The sequence below is a fragment of the Sphingobacterium chuzhouense genome (assembly GCF_014692525.1).
Lineage (GTDB): Bacteria > Bacteroidota > Bacteroidia > Sphingobacteriales > Sphingobacteriaceae > Sphingobacterium > Sphingobacterium chuzhouense.
Window position 1 is genome coordinate 156,656 of the sequence record NZ_JACNYL010000006.1, and the last position, 21,624, is coordinate 178,279.

The following is a 21,624-nucleotide window of genomic DNA, read 5'->3' on the forward strand; positions in this document are numbered from 1 at the left end:
TTGTTTATATTTAATCTAAATAACATTGTGAAAAAAAGATAATGATCCGATCATAGACGGCAATCTACTTCGGAAAATTATATAGAAGAAAAAGAGGCCTGGCGGCAACCAGACCTCTAACGGTAGACGAGTCTACCAAACTTTAATCGTCAAACTAAAGTAATGCAATATAATAAAATTTATACAGCCGTGCTATGGGCTATGGTGATTTCTGTGGGTTCCCTGAAAGCACAGGTGGTGCGGCGCGACACAACCGATAACGACAAACTAGACCAGCGGCTGATTGACAGTGTGGTGGTTCATGGACGCACAAAGGTACAGGAAATAAACCGGCAGGCGTATAACGTAACGGCGCTGGACGCGAAATCCCTACACAATACGACGCTGGATCTTTCCCATGCACTGGATCGTGTGTCCGGTGTTCGTGTACGGGAAACCGGAGGTGTAGGTTCCAATATCAATTTCTCCTTAAACGGTTTTTCGGGTAACCACGTCCGTTTTTTTCTAGATGGTGTACCGATCGATAACATGGGCACCTCCTTCCAGATCAATAATATTCCCATCAACTTTGCGGATCGCGTAGAAGTCTATAAAGGTGTGGTGCCGATCTGGTTGGGCTCCGATGCTTTAGGCGGTGCCGTCAATATTATTTCGTCCCGCAATACCGGTAATTACGTGGATGTATCCTATTCCTACGGATCATTCAATACCCATCGCACAGCCATTAATGCGGGAGCGACGAATAAGAAAGGATTCACACTACAGCTAAGTGCCTTTCAAAATTATTCCGATAACAACTATTGGGTAACACTGGACGAGGCCTCCGACGCGTCCGGTCAGTATTTTCGCAATCAGCGTTTGAGACGGTTCCACGACCAATACCATAACGAAACACTCGTTGCAAAAGCCGGGGTCGTCAATAAGCCCTATGCCGATAGGCTCTTGCTAGGTATGACCGTTGGCCAGAATTATAAGGAGATGCAAACGGGCGCCCGTATGGCTTCGGTGTTTGGAAACTGGCATCGCAGGGGTAATCTTCTGATGCCCTCACTGACGTATCAGAAAGAAGACCTGCTGTTGGAAGGGCTGGACGTAACGCTCAACGCCAATTACAACTTCGGAGAAGAAAAGAGTATCGATACCGTTGCACTGCGCTATTATTGGATAGGCGAACCAACCGAGACTGGCCGAGGTGGGGGTGAACGCGATGGCGGACTCTATCGGTACCGCAACAATAACGGACTGGCAACGGCAACGATAAACTATAAAATAGCCGAAAACCAAACGATTACGCTCAATAATGTATTTAACACCTTTGATAGGAAGGGAAGAAATGAATTGAATCCCAACCAAGAACAGTCTCGCGTGCCAAAGAAAACAAATAAGAATGTGCTTGGAGCCGGGTATATATACGATTTAGCAGACAGATGGAATATATCTGTATTCGGTAAATACTACCATCAGACGGCCGTGACCGACACCCTTGGCACCGATCCCGGAACAAACCAAGAGTACTATCGGAAAGCGCGGAAAAACCACGATTTTTTTGGCTATGGCATGGCGGGCAGCTATTTTCTCCGTCCGCAATTACAACTTAAGGCTTCGTACGAGAAAAGTATACGGTTGCCCGAAAGTGATGAGCTATATGGTGATGTCGAGAATCTGGAAGGAAATTACCGTTTAAAACCCGAGTCGAGCCATAATGCGAATCTCGGGCTAGCCTATATGTTCTCGCTCCATGACGCCCACCATTTCTCAATCTCAGGAAGCGCGATCTATCGTTATTCTACCGATTATATCTATCGGATTTTGAATAAGAACCAATCGAAGTACGTGCCCTCCAACTTGGATGGTGTCTCCAATATCGGAGGCGACGTGGAGGTGCGGTATTCATTCCGCGATCTGCTTGTTGCCGGAGCCAACTTCACGTATCAGAATGTGCGGAATGAACAGAAATATGAGCCCGGCTACACCAGTATCAGTCCGGTATATCAGGATCGCATGCCCAACCTGCCTTATGCTTTCGGGAATGCGGACGCTTCACTCTTTATCAAAGAACTAGGTGGAAAGGGAAATCGTCTAAGTGTAGGCTACAACCTGCTATATGTCCACCAATTCTATCTGTACTGGCCTAGCCGGGGAGGCGACAAGAAGTTTGTACCGCAACAACTGGCACACGACGCGAATATCACCTATACAATGCAGAACGGGCGCTATAATATTGCCCTAGAGTGTAAAAACCTAACAGATGCCTTATTATACGACAATTTCAGTCTTCAGAAACCCAGTCGCGGCTTCTATGTCAAATTACGGTATTTTTTAAGTAAACAAAACAATTAAACTTACATATCAATACAATGAAAGCAATTAAAAATGTAGCATTAGCACTAGGCGTATTAGCACTAGGGCTCAGTTCTTGCGACAAGGATGACGACGTTGACAGACGAACCAGAGGAAATTTCGTACTGGCCGTGACACCGGTTGCGCAGACCGGGGTAGCCGATTATCTGATCAATGCGCCCTCGTTGGAAACTGGAACGATTAGCACCGAAGGAAATGGTGCTGAACAAGACGGGACTTACCGCTACTACCTTACGCACAATAATCGGTTCTATAGCATGCTGTACGGACAAGGGAACCCCGGCGCGGTAACTGCTTATGATTTGCAGGACGGGCTGTTGAACAAAGTGACCAACTTCCAGACAGAGACGGTACAGGCTTTCGCGCCGGTAAACAATGATATCCTGTTGATGAAAATATCACGTAGCCTGACCAGCCCGGAATCGCAATGGTATAGCGTAGACACCGATGCACTCAGTATCGCGCGAAGTGGCAAGATCAATACCCATAGGGAACTCACGGAAAATAGTGAAATTGCGCATTTCTCGTGGATAAAACAAGTGGGAAATAAGGTGTTCGCGCCTTTCTTCAGTATCAAAGCCACAGAGGAAGGCGGCTGGGGAACGGAGTATCCGGATAATGCCTGGATAGCCGTATACTCCTACCCTGACATGCAATTGGAAAAAGTCATCAAAGACAACCGCACCAGTTATATTGGCCGCTACTTTGTTGATGGGCTGGCAAAAGTGGAAAATGGCGATGTCTATGCCTTTTCTCCCGCTACGGCGATCAACAATGGCAAGGATAATGTTTTCAACTCGAGCAAGCCCTCGGCGATTACACGTATCAAGGCGGGCACAACGGCATTCGATGATTACTACTTTGATCTGGAAGCGCAAACGGGCGGTCACAATATTACTAACTGGACCTATATCGGAAACGGCAAAGCGGTTGGCCATTTTACATCAAAGGCTGAAAAAGGCGTTTATAGTGTGGGCGCGCACATCGGTATCATTGACTTCAATGCGAAAACGGTAAAATTTGTAACGGGTTTTCCAGAAGTTGGAGATATTGCAAATGTGACGACCAATAATTATACCCCGCTAGACGGAAAAACTGCAGCTATCGGTGTCACGTTAAAAAGTGGCATCAGCTATGTATACAATATCAATGCGGAAACCGCAACGGCTACGCAAGGGCTAAAAGTGGAAGGTGGAACGATTACGGCAATCAGCCGTTTGGATTAAAGATCTTCTGGCGATGTTAGATATAGAGAACGGGCTGTCTCAGCCCGTTCTCTTATTTTTTATATGACGCTACCGAGTGTCTACGTGACAAGGCAGCATATATATAAGCTAGGAGAAAACGGGATAATACCACGTATGCGATGACCATGCCAGCCAAAGCACCCAAAAAATACCCTACTCCAGGAAACCGATGTTCTATCAGCGTGCATCCCGTAAATACAAGCAATAGCGTTATGACTGATTTCCATGTGGCGTGCAAGACATTTTCTAGCCGCTCAACGGTACTATTGGCATATAAGCGCAGATGCAATGCGGAAACAATGGCAACGAGGTTGAACAGTACCCATATCGAATAAACGTCTGACGACACCGCTTCCTGCATATTTGTTGCCCAGTACGACCTAGACAATAAGAACGCCGCGACAAATGCCATATTTGAGCATATGGCATCCATCAAAACAAGCGACGTTTTCATATAGGTTAATATACGATTTTGGGTGTCTCTATACATGACTTCCCAATTTATCTTTCCACCTTTCGTCCGGACGTACGTCCATCCCTACATCGAGAAGAAATTCCGCATTACGGAGTTTCTCCTGGAAAAAAACAGATATATCCTCTTTCTTCACATAATGTTCAATGGCCTTAACATGTCGCAGATCATGTACATTCGTCCCGACGAGGTCTACCATACTTTTCTGTGCCAGGTATTTCACTACATTTCTTTCCCTTGGCCCATAATAGCCGTAGCAAGAAAGTAAGTTGACTTGAATCAGACATCCCATATCTTTAAACGTCTTCAACATACTCGGCGAATGTTGATAGTATATATAACGTTCGGGATGAGCTAATATGGGCGTTATGCCGCGCCCGATTAATTTTTGGACAACATCCTTAATGAGCGGACTTTCATTGGTAAGCGGCATCTCGATCAAAAGATACCCCCCCGCAAGACAGAGCAGCGGTACAAGCGGATTGTCCAGGTCTTCCAGCAGCTGTTCGCTTACCATATACTCGGCGGCATAGCGGAGTTGGTTTCGGGGAAGATCCGCATGTTGATGCAACTCCTCCCAAGCCCGCTGTATACTCTCTTTGTTATTGGGATAAATGCCATCCCAAATATGGGGCGTAGCTATAAATTGCTGTATCCCTTGATTGGTCAGTGCAGCCAGTAAGTCCAAGCTTTGCGATACCGAGGCACTACCATCGTCCACGCGCGGTAATAAGTGGTTATGCACATCGACCAGCAGCCAGCTGAGGTCGTTGTATTTTCGTTTACGGCTAAAGATAGATAGCATAAAAAATGTTCTTCATAAGTAGATGGTACAAACATAGACAAACCTACCCACCGCTTTCCCACCCAAAAGGGCGGTTTTGCCTAAACTACCCACATGGGTAGGAAATATGCCTCTATGATTATCTTAATTTGCAACAAAATAATACTTTATGAAGAATCGATTATTAACCTTATTCGTAACCATGGCTACATTAATAGGATGCGGCAAAAATGAAGATGGCCCGTTAACCATCAATCAAACGGAAGTTAAACTCCGCTATGATGGTGACTTTACTTTCTCCACCAACAACACCAACAACGTGGAATGGTCTTCCAGTGATGAGTTTGTTGGGATAATTGGAAGTGATGGTAAATTCGAGGCCCGCCATATCGGAGAAACCACCATTACAGGGAAAATCCGAGGACAATCTATCACCGCAAAAGTTATCGTAGAGCCGACTGTTATAGGCGTTATCGAGCCCTATATACAGTTTGGGAAACGAAAATCAGATGTGAAAAATTTTGAAAAAAGACAATTGGGTAATGAAGCATCAACCGTACTATTTTATACGGAGACTTCCACCTACACATGGGGCGCAAGATATCTTTTCGAGGATAACCTGTTTACTTCTGCCAGTTTGTTATGGAATGATTCCCGGATAGAAGAGGGAGCCGCCTTTTATGCAGAGCGCTATCAACTTATTGGTAGGAGTAATAATATATATTATTATACGGATAAGACCAATAGTGTCGTTATCAGCGTAACTAGCGATTACTCTTTAGGCTTTACGGCGACATATTCAAAAAATACAACCACCAATTAGGAAGGCTTTATTTATATTTTAAGATAAGCTCGGCACGGCTCGTCACCTGCAGTTTCTGGTAGATGTTTCGGATATGGTATTTAACGGTGTCTACGCTGACAAATAACTTCGATGCAACTTCTTTGTAAGATGCTCCCTGCTGTAACATGGTCATAATCTCAATTTCGCGCGGTGTCAGCTGGGCTGTCTTTTCATACTGGCTTTTCCCAACCACCGGATTAAAATGATCAAAAACCAATCGGGCTACCTGTGGGCTCATCACCGATCCTCCGGAGAGAACTTCCATCAAGTGCGCTTCCATCTGTGGTAACGGTGTACTTTTCAATAAATATCCCGATGCTCCGGCGCGAAGTGCCTGAAAAACAGCCTCTTTATTTTCAAAAACCGTAAACATTACCACTTGCACTTCCGGCATACGCCTTTTGATGTACCAGGTCGTTTCGATACCCGATTTACCGGGTAGGCCAATATCGCTTAGCACAACATCCAGCGCTTCGTTTTTCCACGCCTCGGTGAACTCTTCAAACGAGCGGGCAGCGATGCGCAGATCGAAATAAGAGCTTGACCCAAAAAAAACTTTTAATGTATCCAACACCGGTTTGCGATCTTCGACGATGGCCAAACGGTATTTCTTTTGAGGAATATCTTCTCTGTTGTTATGTTCAATCATTTAAATATTTTTAGAGTTGATCGTTAGCGTTTTCCGCACGTAAGCGGAAAGCATTCTGCAATAGCCAACAGCTGAATAATAGGAAAAAAAAGCTAATCCAGCTTAGCTGATCTAGATTTTGCAAAATAAAGCTGCGTTGGGTTTGGTTAAATACTAAACTCAGCACCATCCCGCCTTGAAGTAGTAACTGCAACGTATATATTATCGTAAACGCAAAAACATTCTGCTTTGTTGAGGCGGAAATAGGAGACAGCTCCAAATCGTGCATATACAGTAGTCGCCATTGCGCTACAATATAAACAAACGCCAATAGAAACTTATTAATATAATGCCACTTTTGATCTATAAACCCGTACTCATGCCGTACGGTCATTTGCATATCATGCACAATGACGTCCATCAGTGCTTTTTTCTCCTCTACAGAGGCTATAGCATACGGTATGATATCGATCATACCCAGTATAAATGGAAGAAGATGTACCCACCAATGGCCCGGCCAATTCAGTTTAGGAAATAAGCTAAACAACACAAAAAAATACGCACAAGGAGCTACCAAATAATGAAAGGGGATGCCCTTGTTGTAGATATCAGGGACAAGCCGGACAAGCCCCGTAAAAATGAGAAAGTAGATAAAAACGTTCCAAAAGGACGCCGCTCCCATAATGCCCAGAAGCATTTCACATCTTCTTTTGTGACGGAAAGCAAACCAGAAATGCCATAAGGTAGCAAAGAACGAAAGCACCAGCCCTACCACAGCGAAAAACACTCCCCAACTATAGCATTCCTCTTCACGGATCCAGAATTCCTTGAGCAAATCCATCATATCGTCCATTTTATATTTCGCAGATTTACCGTTAACAATACGCGGTACTCCCCATTCTCCTGTACACTCGACAAGTTTCCGTTCATTTGCCGCGCCCTTGTTTCCATATTCCGCGTTCCATGCCCTTTCCTCCGTGTATTTTCCCGAGGTAGGTTTTGCGCCCCATTGTTACGCACTTCCATAACTAAGCTTTTCGTATCGATGTGTATGCTGATAGACACCCATTCTGCACGGGCATGCTTGCTGATGTTATGCAATATTTCCTTAAACAGTAAATAGGTGTTTTGCCGTACAACTTGCGGAATCTTGCGATCCGTTTTGGTACTCGTATCAAAAAGCAAACGGATCCCCTGTGGTTCGAGCATCTGCGACGCGAGGTATTCCATCCGCTCCTGAAGGTTACCCTGGTCGTTATTCCGCGCATCTATAGCCCAGATGATGTCATCCATCATCTGCACAGCCTCCCGGCTATACTGCCCTATCGATGTGGCACTCGATTGTTTGTCTCGAGCGCTGTCCAATAATAGGAGATCCGCCTGCATCGATATACCGGTTAAAAGTCCACCTACCTCGTCATGTAGGTCGCGAGAAATTTGCTTACGCAATAGCTTCTCATCTTTTATCCTCTTCGCACGTTGTAGGACGATAAGGGTGATAATCCCCGTTATACTCAGCAATACGAGGGCATAGAAGCCCTGTGTTTCAAAAAATGTGGGCTGTTTTTTCAATAGCCATGTCCATGTTTTTTCAACACCTCCATTATTCGGCAATATACGGACATGCACCTTATACTCTCCCGGACGCAAGCCGACCAACGTAATCTGGCCTGAGGACGCCATCTGCTGAAATCCATCCATTAATGGATCGATTTTATAAAGCACGTCATAGCCGTGTCTATAAAAGTCGGGACGCGCAAAATCCATATTAAATGTCAATGCATCTTCGGTAAGGACAATCGTATCGCGTAACAGATCTGCCGCATAATAGTGCTTATACCTGTTCCCTTTCAAACCGACGTGCAATGCCGCAATCCGAGGTTCCGGTATCGCATCTTTTTGCGTCGCTGCTTTTAACAGATCACTCGGGTTGAAAAAAACATACCCACCTATTCCGCCCATAAACAATCGGTTGGCTGCCGTATCGTAGAAGATCGCTTGGTGATTAAACTCTTCAAACGGAAGCCCATCATTTGTCCGGTAATTAAATATGCGACTATCAGTTATTAGAGACAACCCCCGATGGGTTCCGGCAAATAAAGTACCTTGCACAGCAAAGAGCTGGTAGATCGTATTGCTACCCAGCCCCTCTTGCATACTGATGGTGCGACTTCCAGAATCTGTTAACATAACAATACCGCGCCCTTTTGTGGCAAGATATTCGACCCCCTGATCGGTAAGATGATCGTAGATCATTAACTGTTGCTTCCCCTCGGGATAACGCTTTTTATGGCGCGACCCATCGAATAGGTAATATCCATCTTCGGTAGAGTACGTTAGCTTTCCGCCCAGATAACGGATAGAGAGAATCCGTTTCCCACCACTGAAAAAAACGCCGGCGATATCTAGCAACGGCATGACTTGGTTTGTCTTTATATCATATTGCCATATTCCATTCGATGTGCCGACCAGTAGGGTAGTTCCCTTATACGGTGACAGGCAATAACCCAAATCGGAGAACTTATGTGCATACTGTGGTGAAACTATCGGCTGCAAAATTGAAAGCCTACCTTTGACCATCTGTCCTAGAAAGCCACTTTCCAGCGCCACGTAGGCGGTATCCCTATGTTGCGTATACGCAGCATAATAGTTTTTCTCGGGAGCTTTTCTATATTCCGCCACACTTCCCTGCAAGGGCATGCGGTGTAAAAAACCATATCCTCCAAAATAATAGCTATCGTTTTGTCGAAACATCCCCCTTGCCGTTCCATATTCGACATAATCAAAAGAAAAGGACGAAGGGAATACAGCGTACAAGCCCTGATCGGTCGCCAATAACCATTCATCTCCAAACTGTCTCCAAGCATTCAGTCGCTTATACAACACATGTTCCGCCAGGCGATGGTAACCTTTTTTCAGAACGGTGAGCGTTGTATCTCTAGCGAGTTCCATATATTGACCATGGTTGTTAAATAGCATCACCCGATTTCCTTCTACAAAGCCCCAATGGTTCCAGTTTGTAAAATCATGTTCTTTCGCACTCCGTATGGAAGTCAGCCGGAAACTCCCATCATATATATAATATCCGTCCCTGTAATTTCGGATAAGCACACCACCTTTCAGCGGTAGCAGATCCTCTATACAATCGTCTATTTCCAGTGGAATATGGACAACTTGATGCTTTTTTTGATGGCGGTCGTAACCGTATAGATTACCACTAACAGCTAACCACAGACCATCATTATCTGCGGTAAACAAGTTGCCCACCGTATGCCTTCCCTTACGCTTATCCACGGTAAAGGAGAACAACAATGTCTTCCTATACTCATCAATCTGCCAGACCTCACCACTCTGGGTCGCCACAAAAAAACCATTTTCGGCTTGGCAGAATTCTAGGGCTTTTTTCTCCGTTAATCCCTCTACAAAATGTTCATTGAAACAAAAACGCCAGGTAGTTAAATCAAACACCAACATTCCATTTCTGGTATTTAACCAGATACGCCCCCAGGGATCGATCGCTATCGTCTGCACTTCGTCAAAGGGCAGTTTCTCCTCATACAATTTGGCAAAAGGAACTACATGCACACCATCGTAACGGTAGAGTTCGCCTCCCGACACCAGCCATATCAATCCAAAAGGATCCTTTTCTGCCACCGTGAACATCACGTGGTGATCGTCTACTCCTTTAAGGACCTGCACATGTCGATACGGTAGTTCCCCACGGACGTGTGCAAATCCGCACAGCAATAGGCATAGCCATAAGATGATGTGTTTCACCCTACCTTCTTTCCATTTTTTTCGTTCTCCTTTTCGTACACGATCTTGCGCAGTCCCGAACTGGAAAAACGATGATCGCGGCTATTGAAATACAACTCAATACCTTTTTCTTCGCAATATTTTCTGCCCGTAAAATCCTTGTTGGCGTACTCATCGCCGACGATACGCACATCCAGTTTAAAGGAACGAAGGATATCCTCCAGATCTTGCTCGGTTGAATAGGGTACAATTTCGTCTACATAGTGACAACCGCGCAGTTGGATATAGCGTTCCACTACCGTTTGGGTGGGGGCATTTTTCTCTGGGCGGTCTAACGTAGGATCCATCTGCAAACCGCAGATCAGGTAATCACACTGACGCTTTGCCTCTGCAAGCATCATAATATGTCCAGCGTGTAGTAGGTCAAATGTCGAAAACGTGATCCCGACACGCGGGCCGGGGTTATAGTCTTCTCTTTTTTTTAACCCTTTATTTTTCATAACGATAGTTTTAAGGTTAATTACTGTACTTGGTTACCATTGTTTAGCAATCGCTACATAGCTTCCGACACTGTTATTCAACATATTTCCGTAATCTGCTGATAGCACCAGTCCCATTGAAAATCCTCGTGTTAGGTTTCGGTGTGCTTTCAGATAAGTAGAAAACTGACTCACGGGAACGAAAAGACCGTAAGGCTCTCTAAATTTCCTACCCAACGACGAGCCCCACGGACTTGTCGTAAAATTACCAAAATGTCGAGCATAGGTCGCTTTCAAAAGCAGATCAGTCTCAAATATCTGCAAATCTACTCCTATGTGCAACGCCGAAACGCGGTTACTAATAAAAAAACGATATGGATTTGACACCTGTCCTTCTTTCGCGTCGGATGCTGCAATGATCAGAGGACTGCCTACGCCTACGTCTTTATAAGACCAACCTTCTCGATAATAGGAATTATTATAATAATCTTCATCTCCGGATTTCGTAGGTTTCGACCAAGGATAACCTGCTTGATCCTTACTATAGAAAAATTCAAAAATGAATTTTCTCCAAATCCAACCATTGGATGCTCTTTCCATATTGTTCAAATTTTCAATAGTTAAACCAGTTAGACCATCAACTATGTTTGCCAATCTAGATATTGCTCCTACGTCATAAAAAAATTGACGGTAACCAAAGAGTCGTATATTATTAAAATCATAAGATAACCCCATATCAATAGAGCCTAGCTGGTTACCCAACTTGGAACTCCCTATTCCAGGTTCGTAGTACTTTCGCCCTAAGAACACATAGAGAAAAGATTCTATTTCGGAAAGTTTAAATTTATCTCCATATACATCCTTTTCATTACCCCAATAGGCTTGATGGTTTATCCCTCCATACAAATTTAGTTTCCAGTCATGTTTACCGATCCGGCCATATAACGATTTCTGATGATAAAAACTATTGATCCGATAATCTTCCGAAGGTATTCGAAATGCGCTTCGATCTACCACACGTCTGCCTACCCATCCATATACAAAGTTTCCTTTTAATGAAATCACTCCATCCCAAAAGGGCAAACGATAGTAATCAGGAATACGAATTTCTAGTTTCGGGATGCCCAACGCATTACCAGACACCGCAAAATTGCCGGAGCTTAACGTAGTATCCCCATTTAACCCTATAATATCTTTGGCTCGCCCTGCTCGGCCTTCAAATATCCACCATTTTCCTTTGAGCGCACCTTCTATGAGTTGAGCGGAGGTCTTCTCAGCTAAATTAATTCTCGTTTGGATATCCAAACCCCAATCCACACTTGAAAAATCATTAGGATCATACGGCTTTCTATAGGTTTTATAGAAACTTCCTATCCAGCTATTGGATAGTCCAGCAGATGGAACAGAACCAAACTGATTTGCTCTCATCCATAGTGGAACCGCATCATTGCTCGTATATCCCAATTGCGTTTCAACCCGGCCAACCAATCGAGAAGAAACTTCCTGTTGTGCGGAAACGAGTATAAAAAACATATTAAAAACAACAACGAGAAAGCGGGTTCTATTCATAACGCTTAGGTTTATTTTTTCAAAAATTTTTCTCGAAACAACAGTCCGATAAACTTCGTATTTGTCACTGCGTAACGCTTCCACATCCTTCCGGGTTCCTGATAGACACGGTAAAGCCATTCCAAGCCGTTCCGTTGCATCCACAATGGGGCACGCTTCGTTTTTCCGGATACTACGTCAAACGTACCACCAACACCCATGATAAAAGGTGTTTTAATGATATCTTTATATTTGTTCAGAAAAATTTCCTTTTTGGGAGAAGTGATCGCCACGAAAAGAAAATCTGCACCACTCTCTGCTATATCCTGCGCGATGGTATCTTCTTCCGCAACGGTATAATAGCCGTTGCGATATCCCGCAATCACTTGTTCGCCAAACTTCTGTGTATAGATATCAACAACCTTTTGAACCACTTCTTCTTTTGCACCAAAAAAATACGCTTTATATCCTTTTTGCCCGGCAAGATCCATTAGATTCACCATTAAATCGGCACCCGCAACCCGTTCCGGTAGTGGCTTTTTCAGCCAACGACTGGCCCAGACGACACTTTGCCCGTCTGCATTAATAATATCACAATTTACAACAGAATCGTATAGATCTTTGTTGGTCTGCATATTCACCAGTTTCGCGGCATTGACGACTACATGGTGGATCTGTCTTCCTTGTTTTATATTCCTTTCAATTTCCGCTATTGTCTGCTCCATCGTTAATACATGGACGGGACAATTCATCAATTCTATAGTAGGTATTTCTGTAGGTGTCATTTTATTACTTTCTTACACCGCAAAAATCAAGTTCAATCTTTTCTTGACCGACGGATACATTTACAAATTCTTTATGTCTTACCAACCACACGACAATATCTGCTTGATTATAGGCGTCCTGATAATTTGTCAAATTAAACGCTCTGTGTGTCTCGACGTTTGGTTCGACCACCAGTACTTCTGCACGTGCTTCGCTGATAATCCGCGACGCGATATATTTTGCAGGTGATTCCCGTAAATCGTCTATATCCGGTTTAAAAGCCAATCCCATACAAGCAACCACCGGTTCGCGGTTATGCTTATTTTCAAATTCGATGCATGCTTCCATTACTTTATTGGCGCACCAGTCAGCCTTGTAATCGTTTGTTTCACGGACACGCTTAATTAATTGTGCCTGTTCTGGAAAATCCGATACGATAAACCAAGGATCAACGGCTATACAATGTCCTCCGACACCGCAGCCGGGTTGTAAAATATTCACGCGTGGATGCTTATTGGCCAATTCGATGAGATCCCAAATCCTGACACCAACCCGATCACAGATCATCGATAACTCATTTGCAAAAGCGATCTGCGCATCCCGAGATGAATTTTCCGTTAGTTTGCACATTTCCGCCGTGCGTGCATTTGTAGCATGCAGATGCCCTTTTACGAAATGCGCATAAAACGCCATGGCCTTTGCCGTACTTTCCTGATTAATACCGCCTATCACACGATCGTTTTCCACCAGTTCATATAAGACATTTCCGGGTAAGACCCGTTCGGGACAATATGCAATGTAAATTTGACCTTCCAGCTCGGGGCGCTCTTTAAAAATAATCCGGCTCATCTTTTCCGTGGTTAAAACTGGAGACGTACTTTCGATCACATATAGATCTCCCGATTTCAATAAAGGAATAATCGCGCGCGTGGCCGCTTCTACATAAGAAGTATCGGCTCGACGATTTTGTTTGAAGGGGGTAGGGACGACGATAAAATAAGCGTCAGCTTCTTCCGGCTCCAAACGTGCCATCAGTTTACCTTCTTCCACGACCTGTTTAACTACGTCACCTAAGCCCGGTTCCACAATATGAATCTTTCCTTTATTTATGGTGTCTACGACTTCCGGGTTAATATCTACGCCAATAACATCTATACCGTATTTCGCCGCTACGGCGGCGGTTGGGAGGCCGATATAGCCCAGACCCATAAAAACTGCTTTCATTTGTTTATATATTCTTTAGGTAATTCACAATTTTTGTTGATGCGTTTCCATCTCCATATGGATTATTCAGTTTTGACATCGCTTCGTAACGTTGTGCATTTTGCAATAAATCTTCTGCCGTACCGACGATTTTTTCCACATCGGTACCAACCAATAGCACAGTTCCCGTTTCAACAGCTTCTGGTCTTTCGGTGGTGTCCCGCATTACGAGCACGGGTTTGCCTAATGATGGCGCTTCTTCTTGGACTCCCCCACTATCGGTAATAATAAGATGAGATTTATGGAGTAGCCATACAAAAGCTGGATAGCTCTGAGGCTCTATAAGATGGATATTCGAGACATCCGAAAGAAGATCATAAACCGGCTTTTGCACGTTGGGATTCAAGTGAACTGGATATACAATCTCGATGTCGTTATGCTCTGCTAACGTCTTTAACGCCCTACAGATGTTCATAAAGCCTTCTCCATGGTTTTCGCGTCGATGACCTGTCACTAAAACCATTTTTTTGCGTTCATCTAATTTCTCGGCAAGTTCACGAACACTTTCCGGTATCTGGCTTTCAACGCGATCCACAGCACTGAACAATGCATCAATCACTGTATTTCCTGTTACGACTATATTTTCTGCCGCTATACCTTCCGATAACAGATTCGCTTTTGACGTGTCTGTTGGAGAAAAGTGAATATCCGTGAGCCGTCCCGTTAACGAGCGATTCATTTCTTCCGGAAAGGGTGACCATTTATTCCACGTCCGTAAACCTGCTTCTACGTGTGCAACTTTTGCACCTGAATAGAACGCAGCGAGTGCGGCGGCCGTAGAAGTCGTTGTATCCCCGTGAACAAAGACATAATCAGGTTTGTACTCATCTAATACCGGCTTCATACCTTCAATGATGGCTGAAGTCAAACCGTGCAGGGTTTGATTGGGTTTCATCAGATTCAAATCGAAGTCTGCTTCAATTTCGAAAAAATCCAGCACTTGGTCTAACATCTCCCGATGCTGCGCGGTTAAGCAGACTTTTACATCAAAACTGTGTTTTTCTTTTTTTAATGCCAAGACAAGAGGTGCCATTTTTATAGCTTCCGGTCTCGTACCAAAGGTTAATAATATCTTCATGTTAATTGGTGTTTTTAGGTTATATTTTGATCCTACATATTTGTTAAGTTTATATCTCTCTCCTGTAGAAAATACTCCGAAAAAGCATAGAACATCCATGCCTGCGCCCAGCGCATATAGGGAATTTTTGAATTCCCTGTTTTTTTCAATTGGTAATAAAAGAATCCGCGTTTGTCTTGCATATTAGCAATTGTCCATGATAAAACTTTTTCTATCTGCTCCTTGTTTTCCGTCCATTTACCCAAGCGAGAGAGCGTAATAATCAGTTGTGATGTAGTATGCACATCAACGGGATAAGTTTGGTTATTATAATATTTCGGAATCCCCTCGTTCGTGAAAAAATTCTCCAAATAATAAGCAAGCCCCTTATCTACCGCTTCATTGAAACAATCATCACCAGAATGACATTGATAAGCAGCGATGCATTCTAGATTATATCCTGTATGAAAATTATCGATCCACTGATGGAAAGGCAATGTACCATATGCCCAAGCTCCATTTTTCTGTTGATGCTTGCAGGCAAAGGACACAGACTTTTTCGCCGCCTCTAGCAGCTCAGTGATACCGGTATACGTATAAATCTGACTTAATAATCTACTTCCTAATAGAGAGGCGTTATATACCTGGGTGTGATCCAATGGTGAATAGGAAAAGGAAAAATCACCATCGTCATCATATGTGCGATTAAGATCCTTTAAGATAAAATGCTGTGTATCGATTGCTACTTCTAGATAATCCAATTTTTTTGTCACCAGATACGCTTCCATTAACGCCGAAGCGACAAATGTTGTTGCCACCACCGTAGGCGTTCCTTTCGGCTGAAAAAATGCCCGAGCCTGCCAATCAAAATTATAGCCCCAACATGCCCCTGAATAACCTTTACTTTGTAGTTCCAGAACAATATCCGCTAGTTCTTTAATCCGATTCAAATACTCCTCCCGTGGTTCTTTTTTATACAGGTTACAATAACCGTGTAAGAACAATCCGATACCTTTCGCATTGTATTCTTTCGATACACCTACGAATTGACGTAGATTAATAGGACTTCTTTTGAATAGTTGAATCCAAGCTAAACGCGGAAACCTATATCCCGAAAAAGGCATCGCTTGAAAGAGTCGACTATTTAGACCGTCATACGGATCCCATCCTCTAAACTGCTGTGATTCGCAATACGATTTAAGCCTTAAAAAGGCATCCACAATTATCAACTTATTCATGGAAAATTTTTTCTAACTTTTTAATCGTTTTTGACGCACGGAAATATTCATTGGCATATATTTTATTGAATTCGCTTATTTCGTTTCTTAGCTTTGGGTCATTCAATAAACAAAGGCAAGCATCTTTCAGCGTATGTGGAGACACTGGATGTTCAAACACATAACCCATTTTCTGATTTTCAAAGAAATCACCTATAGCTCCCACATTTGTTCCTACAATTGGCAATCCATTCGCCATTGCCTCAAGAACACTATTTGGCATCCCCTCACTGTAAGATGGGAACACATAGCAATACGCACTTTTATATACCTCTTTCTTTTTACTTCCTGATACATACCCCAGAAATTTCACATTGTTAATACGGTGGGTAATTACGTATTCTTTCACCCTATCAAGTTCACAACCAGTACCTGCTATATGAAGCTCAACATCCTTCCTCTCCTTTAATTGCTCGAACATTTTCAACGTTTCATATATGCCCTTATATTTTTCAATCCGGGTCAAAAAAAGAATAATTTTTTTTGACCCGAGAATACTTTTTTCGTCCTCAAAATAACTGTCATCCACAATTGTATTTGAGGTAAGGATTGCCTGAGGTCGTATATCAAGGAATTCCAGTTTTTCCCTCACATATCGGTTTAACACAATATGTTTGTGTGCTTTAAGAAAAGTATGTCTAAAAAATCGGATTCCAAACCAACCTGTAAAAAGACATTCATTATTCGGGTTCCAACCTCTCCAAAAAATGAAAACTTTTTTCCCTCTAAATTTTCCGATCCAAGCTAACACCCCATCCCGCCAATAAGCATTTTTCGTTAAGGAAGGATTTAGTACTAACGTCGGATGCCGTGTAAAACAAATCTTTAATATGTTCCTTATTAATAACAGACCATTCAAGAACGTTTTGATAACTGGGGTTTTAATAGAAGAACTCACGTATATATACTTGATGCTGGATGAAAAATATTTTCTTCCCTCTTTGTAAAAGTTAGCCACTCCTCCTGGTAACCGTAAATGAGGTGTCATAACTAAAATTGTTTTATTCATAACAACTCCCGTTATCTACGTCTTCTACTAGCGAACGACTCTTGTATTCCTTAATAAATTCGCTAATACGCAAATTGCATAAGTTATTTTGACAAAATTGTCCTTCTTCAAATTTCCACTCGCCTGTATTGTAAAATAAACGTCCACTGCGCCCCTCCACTAATAAAAGTTCTCGGTCGTCTTTTTGCCCGAAATACGGCTGTATCTCGTTTACATATAGCTTATTATGCTGATCAATAAAGATATCAATCGCGACATATTTAAAGTCATAGGTATTACCAAGATCTCGAACCAATTCCAAACAATCCAACGGAGGCATCCCATACCCAAATTTTTGTGACCCACTATGGTATTCACCTTCTGCTATTTTTTGAAAAGCAAAATAATAATCTCCGATACGGATAATACGCCATTCTCGAACTTTAGGAATGAATTCTTGTAATATGATGTAACCGTGTTCTTTATCCAGTAGATTCTTTTTATATGTCCTTATTCCCTTCGAAAAGGATTTATCAATCATTTTCGAAAGCGAATGTCTATTTTTAAGAATCTTTACCCCCGAAGCCCCTGACCCCATACTAGATTTATAAACAATTGGGAAAGAAATTTCACCGATATTATTCAACAGTTCATTTTTGTCATAATATATATACGTCGTAGGATAAGAAACCTTGTGAATAGCTAGCCATTCTAATGTTCTCAACTTATTTTCCCATAACCATGTGGAAGTTGGTGAGGGGAAGACGGGAGTTGTTTTGTTAGAGGCAAATAAACGAATACGGTTATCGAACATATCCTTCCAAGGTGAATATTGTACCGAGGGACGATAAACGATAAAGTCGAGCTCTTTGTCGTATATCCCCTCTCTCCAGTTCACTGAGAAAATATCGATAACCTTGAAAGAGATTCTCTGCTCTAAACAAGCTTTAACGTATAAAGCATGAAGCCCCCACTTCTCTTTTAGTATCCCGATCATTACAGGTGATTCATCAAAATGTTGCTCTTTATAAGCAAGGACGTCTCTATACTTCTGTATATTTTTCTTCTCCCGAAGTGAGAAAAAACTAAAATAATAACCCAAAAATATTTTTAACGATTTATTCATATACGTTTGTTTGATTGTTTTTTTGCCGGCGTGATGCGCCGTTGTTTCTACTATGAGATTTTATTTTACTACCTTGTTGGAGCATTTGGAATGAGAAAAAAGCCAAACCAATCCCAAGTAATATGGCTTTAGGAGTATTTAGGATAAAGGAATAGATCGTGGTAAACGAAAAAATAACATAGAACATTAAAAAAACGGGAAAAAACCCGCTCTTCTCTTTATAAAGAAAGTATAGAAGACGTAGTTGGAGGATATGTAAAAATATCATAAACAATATGCCGAAAATCCCAAAGTCATATGCGTATTGCAACCACTCACTGTGAGCCGTAACTCCAATGCTGTGACGGTCGTTAGAAAGATAAATAGCGGTAAATTTTTGTACTGAATTGATTCCGTTTCCGAAAACAAAATTTTCAAAATCACTGTTGAGATAACTATTAACAATTCCCTCGTACATTACATCTCTACCCGAAGCTCCGGTGTCCTGTAAACGATTTTCTATAATGTCCCATCGCGCATACATCGCCAGAACCACAAATAGCGCGATTAATAGCCCTGGTAATATAAGCTGTCCCTTATTTTTCGTTTTAGATGAGGTTAAACTCGCGAAATAAAATGCGAAAAAAGAAGCTAGCATAGCAATAATAGCTCCTCTTTTTATAGTGAAAATAATTGCTATGACACAAATCGCTAACACAACTTGAATTCTTCTGTCTTTTCTAAACATCATGAGCAACGGAATACACCATAAGAGCAAATAAGCACTGGCTGTGTTATAGTCTCCCTCTTCTAGCTGTCGGACGCGCAAAAAAGTAAATGCTGCTGCGATAATCACCGTTAGAATCAACATCTTTTTCAATTGCTCAGGTTTAATTAATCCATATTGAAAAAAAGAATAAAACACCAGCGTTCCCAATATCCAATAAGCGACACGAACGCTGAAATAGAGATTAATAAGAACAGAATCCGAGAATAAAGAATAAATTAGAAACAGACCTAAAAAGTAAAGCAAGATTGTCTTAAACAAAAACCTACTAGATTTTAAGGTTAGTAAGACATAGAGAAATAGCCCCAAGCTAGCCCCTTTCATATATAAACCTGCTTGGAAATTTGTAATTTCAAATTCAAACAACCAATCTGCCAGTACCGTCGCAGGAATGGAAAAAACAATAATGTTTACGAGATTTTTATAGTCTGATCTTTGTTCCACTCTACTATTAGTCTTGATAAATCATATCTCCCAATTGTGTACTATTGAGATAGATTATATTTGGCCATTTGCGTTCTATTTCTGTTAATAGTTTATTGAGCTGTTTCAAGCTATTTTCACGCATTTCTGCTTTTATCGAACCAACATAATTTACTCTGTGCGTCGAAATAATTGCAGGTATATTGAGTTGTAAAGCTCTTTCAACCTCGTTAAAAGTTGAATGCCAATAGTTTTCCTTTGTAGACTTAGCTGGTTCAAACGTACAGTTTCTGACCAAATAAAGCATTTGTCCGTTTTTAGATTTTTCACCTAAAAAGTGAGGAATATACTTAACTCTGTCTTCCCAATGGTGTTCTTGTAGAAAGCCCCCCTGAATGTATTTTACGCCGAGGCTAGCCCAAATCTTTTCGGTAGTATCCGTCCATCCACAGTTAGGTGCGATGGAAGATTTAGACTTAAATCCTAAAAGTTTTTCGAAAAGCTCAAAAGCCTCCGTAATTAATAAATTTTGATCTATACCTCGTTTCATCAGCTCCTCGTGATCCATATATATAGGGCTGTAATAACTAGTTCCTCTCTTTGATACCAATTTTGGTACCCCACACATTCCCAAAGCGTATGTTTCTAATGCCTCTTTTACTTCGCTACGTAAATCTTGCATCCATTTCCAATATTTTACATGCTCCCGAGCATGCACTTGAGGAATAAATAACCGTTCGTTATAGCCTAATTTCCATAGATCCAATAGCCGCGCACTGTCAACATGTTTTAACAGAGTCTTTTCTAAAGTTTCATAGTGATATTCTCCGTATTCACTTTCCTTTATTAAATCAAAATTAGGATTTGCGAGAATAACGTTAGCTGTAAAACATGGGGCATTTCCCAGAGAATCTCTATGAGACTGTAATACGTTAAATAACTCTTCTAGGTCTTGATTAGACTCTAGTGCATCAAAAGAGTAGGGGGATTGACCTAGGTCATAACCTTTCCGTTCTAAGTAATTGATAGCTGTCCGATTAGAACTTCGTATCGCTCCCCAATCGTCACTTTCAAAAACAACAATTTTAGGTTGCAATCGGCGCGCTCGATAATACATCAACATTCTCGCCCTAACCGAATTTAAATTTCTCCTTAATTTATTCACGTTATAGAATGTTTAATTTATAAGTTGTTTTTGACTAAAGCCTAGCATTATCATATCAGTAACTTCCCTTTTGCGTATTAGCTTAATCTTCCTATTGGACCATTTACCAAACCACGTAGCGTGTCGTACCAGCAGGGCTTCTTCAAAGCCGTACATCTTTAGATTTCTTATAGCATATCGGTTTTCGCGAATAACAAAAACTATAGCAAGATGTCCTAAAGGAATTTCTGCGATTCTAACTTGGTTAATTATCTTACCTAACGATTCTCCTCTATATTCGGATTTCACAAATAAATTTTTAAGTATATGCACCCCATTTGGCAGTAAATACTCATAATCGCTATAAGTATACGTTCCATTGGTTTGGGTAAAGCCCCAAGCGGCTAGTTTCTGATTTCTTTCAATATAATAGCCCTTTGTATTGCTCTCCAGAAATTTCTTGAAAACTGTGAACTCTTTGCTTGTTATATCTCCATTTGCTTTCCATTTCTGTAAATCGTCTTCGTTAAATCTCTTTACATCTTCATGATTATCAATAGCTTTATCTCGTTTTGGCAAAGCGAGGATGATATATTTTTGAGATCGATATACAAAGCCCACTAGTTTTTTTATGCCCGATTTTAATGTCTGCAATAGTCCAAATTGTTTGACATGGTCGACAATTTTATTTCCCAT

The 21,624-nt window shown here is 41.9% G+C and carries 19 protein-coding genes; 3 read left to right on the forward strand and 16 right to left on the reverse strand.

The genetic code is table 11. The features are described from left to right. The first annotated feature begins 162 nt into the window (after nt 1-162). A complete protein-coding gene (locus tag H8B21_RS19660) occupies nt 163-2,340 on the forward strand; it encodes a TonB-dependent receptor domain-containing protein (RefSeq protein ID WP_190315560.1) in 2,178 nt (725 codons plus the stop codon). A 17-nt stretch (nt 2,341-2,357) separates the two neighbouring features. Continuing rightward, nucleotides 2,358-3,587 (forward strand): DUF4374 domain-containing protein, encoded by a 1,230-nt coding sequence (locus tag H8B21_RS19665; protein WP_190315561.1) that lies wholly within the window; start codon nt 2,358-2,360, stop codon nt 3,585-3,587. 52 nt (nt 3,588-3,639) lie between these two features. On the opposite strand, the gene H8B21_RS19670 is transcribed toward H8B21_RS19665, so the two are convergent. Both H8B21_RS19670 and H8B21_RS19675 read right to left on the reverse strand, forming a co-directional pair. After that, nucleotides 3,640-4,098 (reverse strand): hypothetical protein, encoded by a 459-nt coding sequence (locus H8B21_RS19670; protein ID WP_223815154.1) that lies wholly within the window; start codon nt 4,096-4,098, stop codon nt 3,640-3,642. Beyond that, nucleotides 4,091-4,885 (reverse strand): tyrosine-protein phosphatase, encoded by a 795-nt coding sequence (locus tag H8B21_RS19675; protein WP_190315563.1) that lies wholly within the window; start codon nt 4,883-4,885, stop codon nt 4,091-4,093. The genes H8B21_RS19670 and H8B21_RS19675 overlap by 8 nt, the downstream gene beginning before the upstream one ends. 148 nt (nt 4,886-5,033) lie before the next feature. Here H8B21_RS19675 and H8B21_RS19680 point away from each other — a divergent pair, with 148 nt between their 5' ends. After that, entirely contained in the window at nt 5,034-5,687 is a 654-nt protein-coding gene (locus H8B21_RS19680; RefSeq protein ID WP_190315564.1) for a hypothetical protein, read from the forward strand. Between the two features lie 7 nt (nt 5,688-5,694). On the opposite strand, the gene H8B21_RS19685 is transcribed toward H8B21_RS19680, so the two are convergent. Genes H8B21_RS19685 through H8B21_RS19750 form a run of 14 tightly spaced genes read right to left on the reverse strand, consistent with a single transcriptional unit; the run spans nt 5,695 to nt 21,624 of the window. Continuing rightward, the gene (locus H8B21_RS19685; protein ID WP_190315565.1) at nt 5,695-6,357 is read right to left on the reverse strand and encodes a response regulator transcription factor; all 663 of its coding nucleotides are present in this window, start codon (nt 6,355-6,357) and stop codon (nt 5,695-5,697) included. A gap of 10 nt (nt 6,358-6,367) precedes the next feature. Continuing rightward, complete coding sequence (locus tag H8B21_RS19690) at nt 6,368-7,180, reverse strand: hypothetical protein (RefSeq protein WP_190315566.1); 813 nt, start codon at nt 7,178-7,180, stop codon at nt 6,368-6,370. Then, nucleotides 7,177-10,113 carry a sensor histidine kinase gene (locus H8B21_RS20840; RefSeq protein WP_190315567.1) on the reverse strand — a complete coding sequence of 979 codons (2,937 nt, stop codon included), beginning with the start codon at nt 10,111-10,113 and terminating at the stop codon, nt 7,177-7,179. The genes H8B21_RS19690 and H8B21_RS20840 overlap by 4 nt, the downstream gene beginning before the upstream one ends. Then, nucleotides 10,110-10,592: an adenylyltransferase/cytidyltransferase family protein gene (locus tag H8B21_RS19700; protein ID WP_190315568.1), complete on the reverse strand. Its 483-nt coding sequence runs from the start codon at nt 10,590-10,592 to the stop codon at nt 10,110-10,112. The genes H8B21_RS20840 and H8B21_RS19700 overlap by 4 nt, the downstream gene beginning before the upstream one ends. Before the next feature lie 33 nt (nt 10,593-10,625). Beyond that, nucleotides 10,626-12,140 carry a capsule assembly Wzi family protein gene (locus H8B21_RS19705; protein ID WP_190315569.1) on the reverse strand — a complete coding sequence of 505 codons (1,515 nt, stop codon included), beginning with the start codon at nt 12,138-12,140 and terminating at the stop codon, nt 10,626-10,628. 11 nt (nt 12,141-12,151) lie between these two features. Beyond that, complete coding sequence (locus H8B21_RS19710) at nt 12,152-12,904, reverse strand: WecB/TagA/CpsF family glycosyltransferase (RefSeq protein ID WP_190315570.1); 753 nt, start codon at nt 12,902-12,904, stop codon at nt 12,152-12,154. Nucleotides 12,905-12,908: 4 nt separating this feature from the next. Then, nucleotides 12,909-14,108, reverse strand: a complete 1,200-nt coding sequence (wecC, locus tag H8B21_RS19715; protein ID WP_190315571.1) for a UDP-N-acetyl-D-mannosamine dehydrogenase — start codon at nt 14,106-14,108, stop codon at nt 12,909-12,911. A gap of 4 nt (nt 14,109-14,112) precedes the next feature. Then, the gene (gene wecB / locus H8B21_RS19720; protein ID WP_190315572.1) at nt 14,113-15,225 is read right to left on the reverse strand and encodes a non-hydrolyzing UDP-N-acetylglucosamine 2-epimerase; all 1,113 of its coding nucleotides are present in this window, start codon (nt 15,223-15,225) and stop codon (nt 14,113-14,115) included. 32 nt (nt 15,226-15,257) lie between these two features. Further along, entirely contained in the window at nt 15,258-16,442 is a 1,185-nt protein-coding gene (locus H8B21_RS19725) for a prenyltransferase/squalene oxidase repeat-containing protein (RefSeq protein ID WP_190315573.1), read from the reverse strand. Beyond that, nucleotides 16,435-17,490, reverse strand: coding sequence for a glycosyltransferase family 4 protein (locus H8B21_RS19730; RefSeq protein ID WP_190315574.1), 1,056 nt, complete (start codon nt 17,488-17,490; stop codon nt 16,435-16,437). Before H8B21_RS19730 ends, H8B21_RS19725 begins: the two co-directional genes overlap by 8 nt. Continuing rightward, entirely contained in the window at nt 17,483-18,595 is a 1,113-nt protein-coding gene (locus H8B21_RS19735) for an ATP-grasp domain-containing protein (RefSeq protein ID WP_190315575.1), read from the reverse strand. Before H8B21_RS19735 ends, H8B21_RS19730 begins: the two co-directional genes overlap by 8 nt. Then, nucleotides 18,588-19,805, reverse strand: a complete 1,218-nt coding sequence (locus H8B21_RS20845) for an O-antigen ligase family protein (RefSeq protein WP_190315576.1) — start codon at nt 19,803-19,805, stop codon at nt 18,588-18,590. Before H8B21_RS20845 ends, H8B21_RS19735 begins: the two co-directional genes overlap by 8 nt. Nucleotides 19,806-19,812: 7 nt before the next feature. After that, nucleotides 19,813-20,949 (reverse strand): hypothetical protein, encoded by a 1,137-nt coding sequence (locus H8B21_RS19745; protein WP_190315577.1) that lies wholly within the window; start codon nt 20,947-20,949, stop codon nt 19,813-19,815. Nucleotides 20,950-20,961: 12 nt separating this feature from the next. Continuing rightward, nucleotides 20,962-21,624 (reverse strand): hypothetical protein, encoded by a 663-nt coding sequence (locus H8B21_RS19750; RefSeq protein ID WP_190315578.1) that lies wholly within the window; start codon nt 21,622-21,624, stop codon nt 20,962-20,964.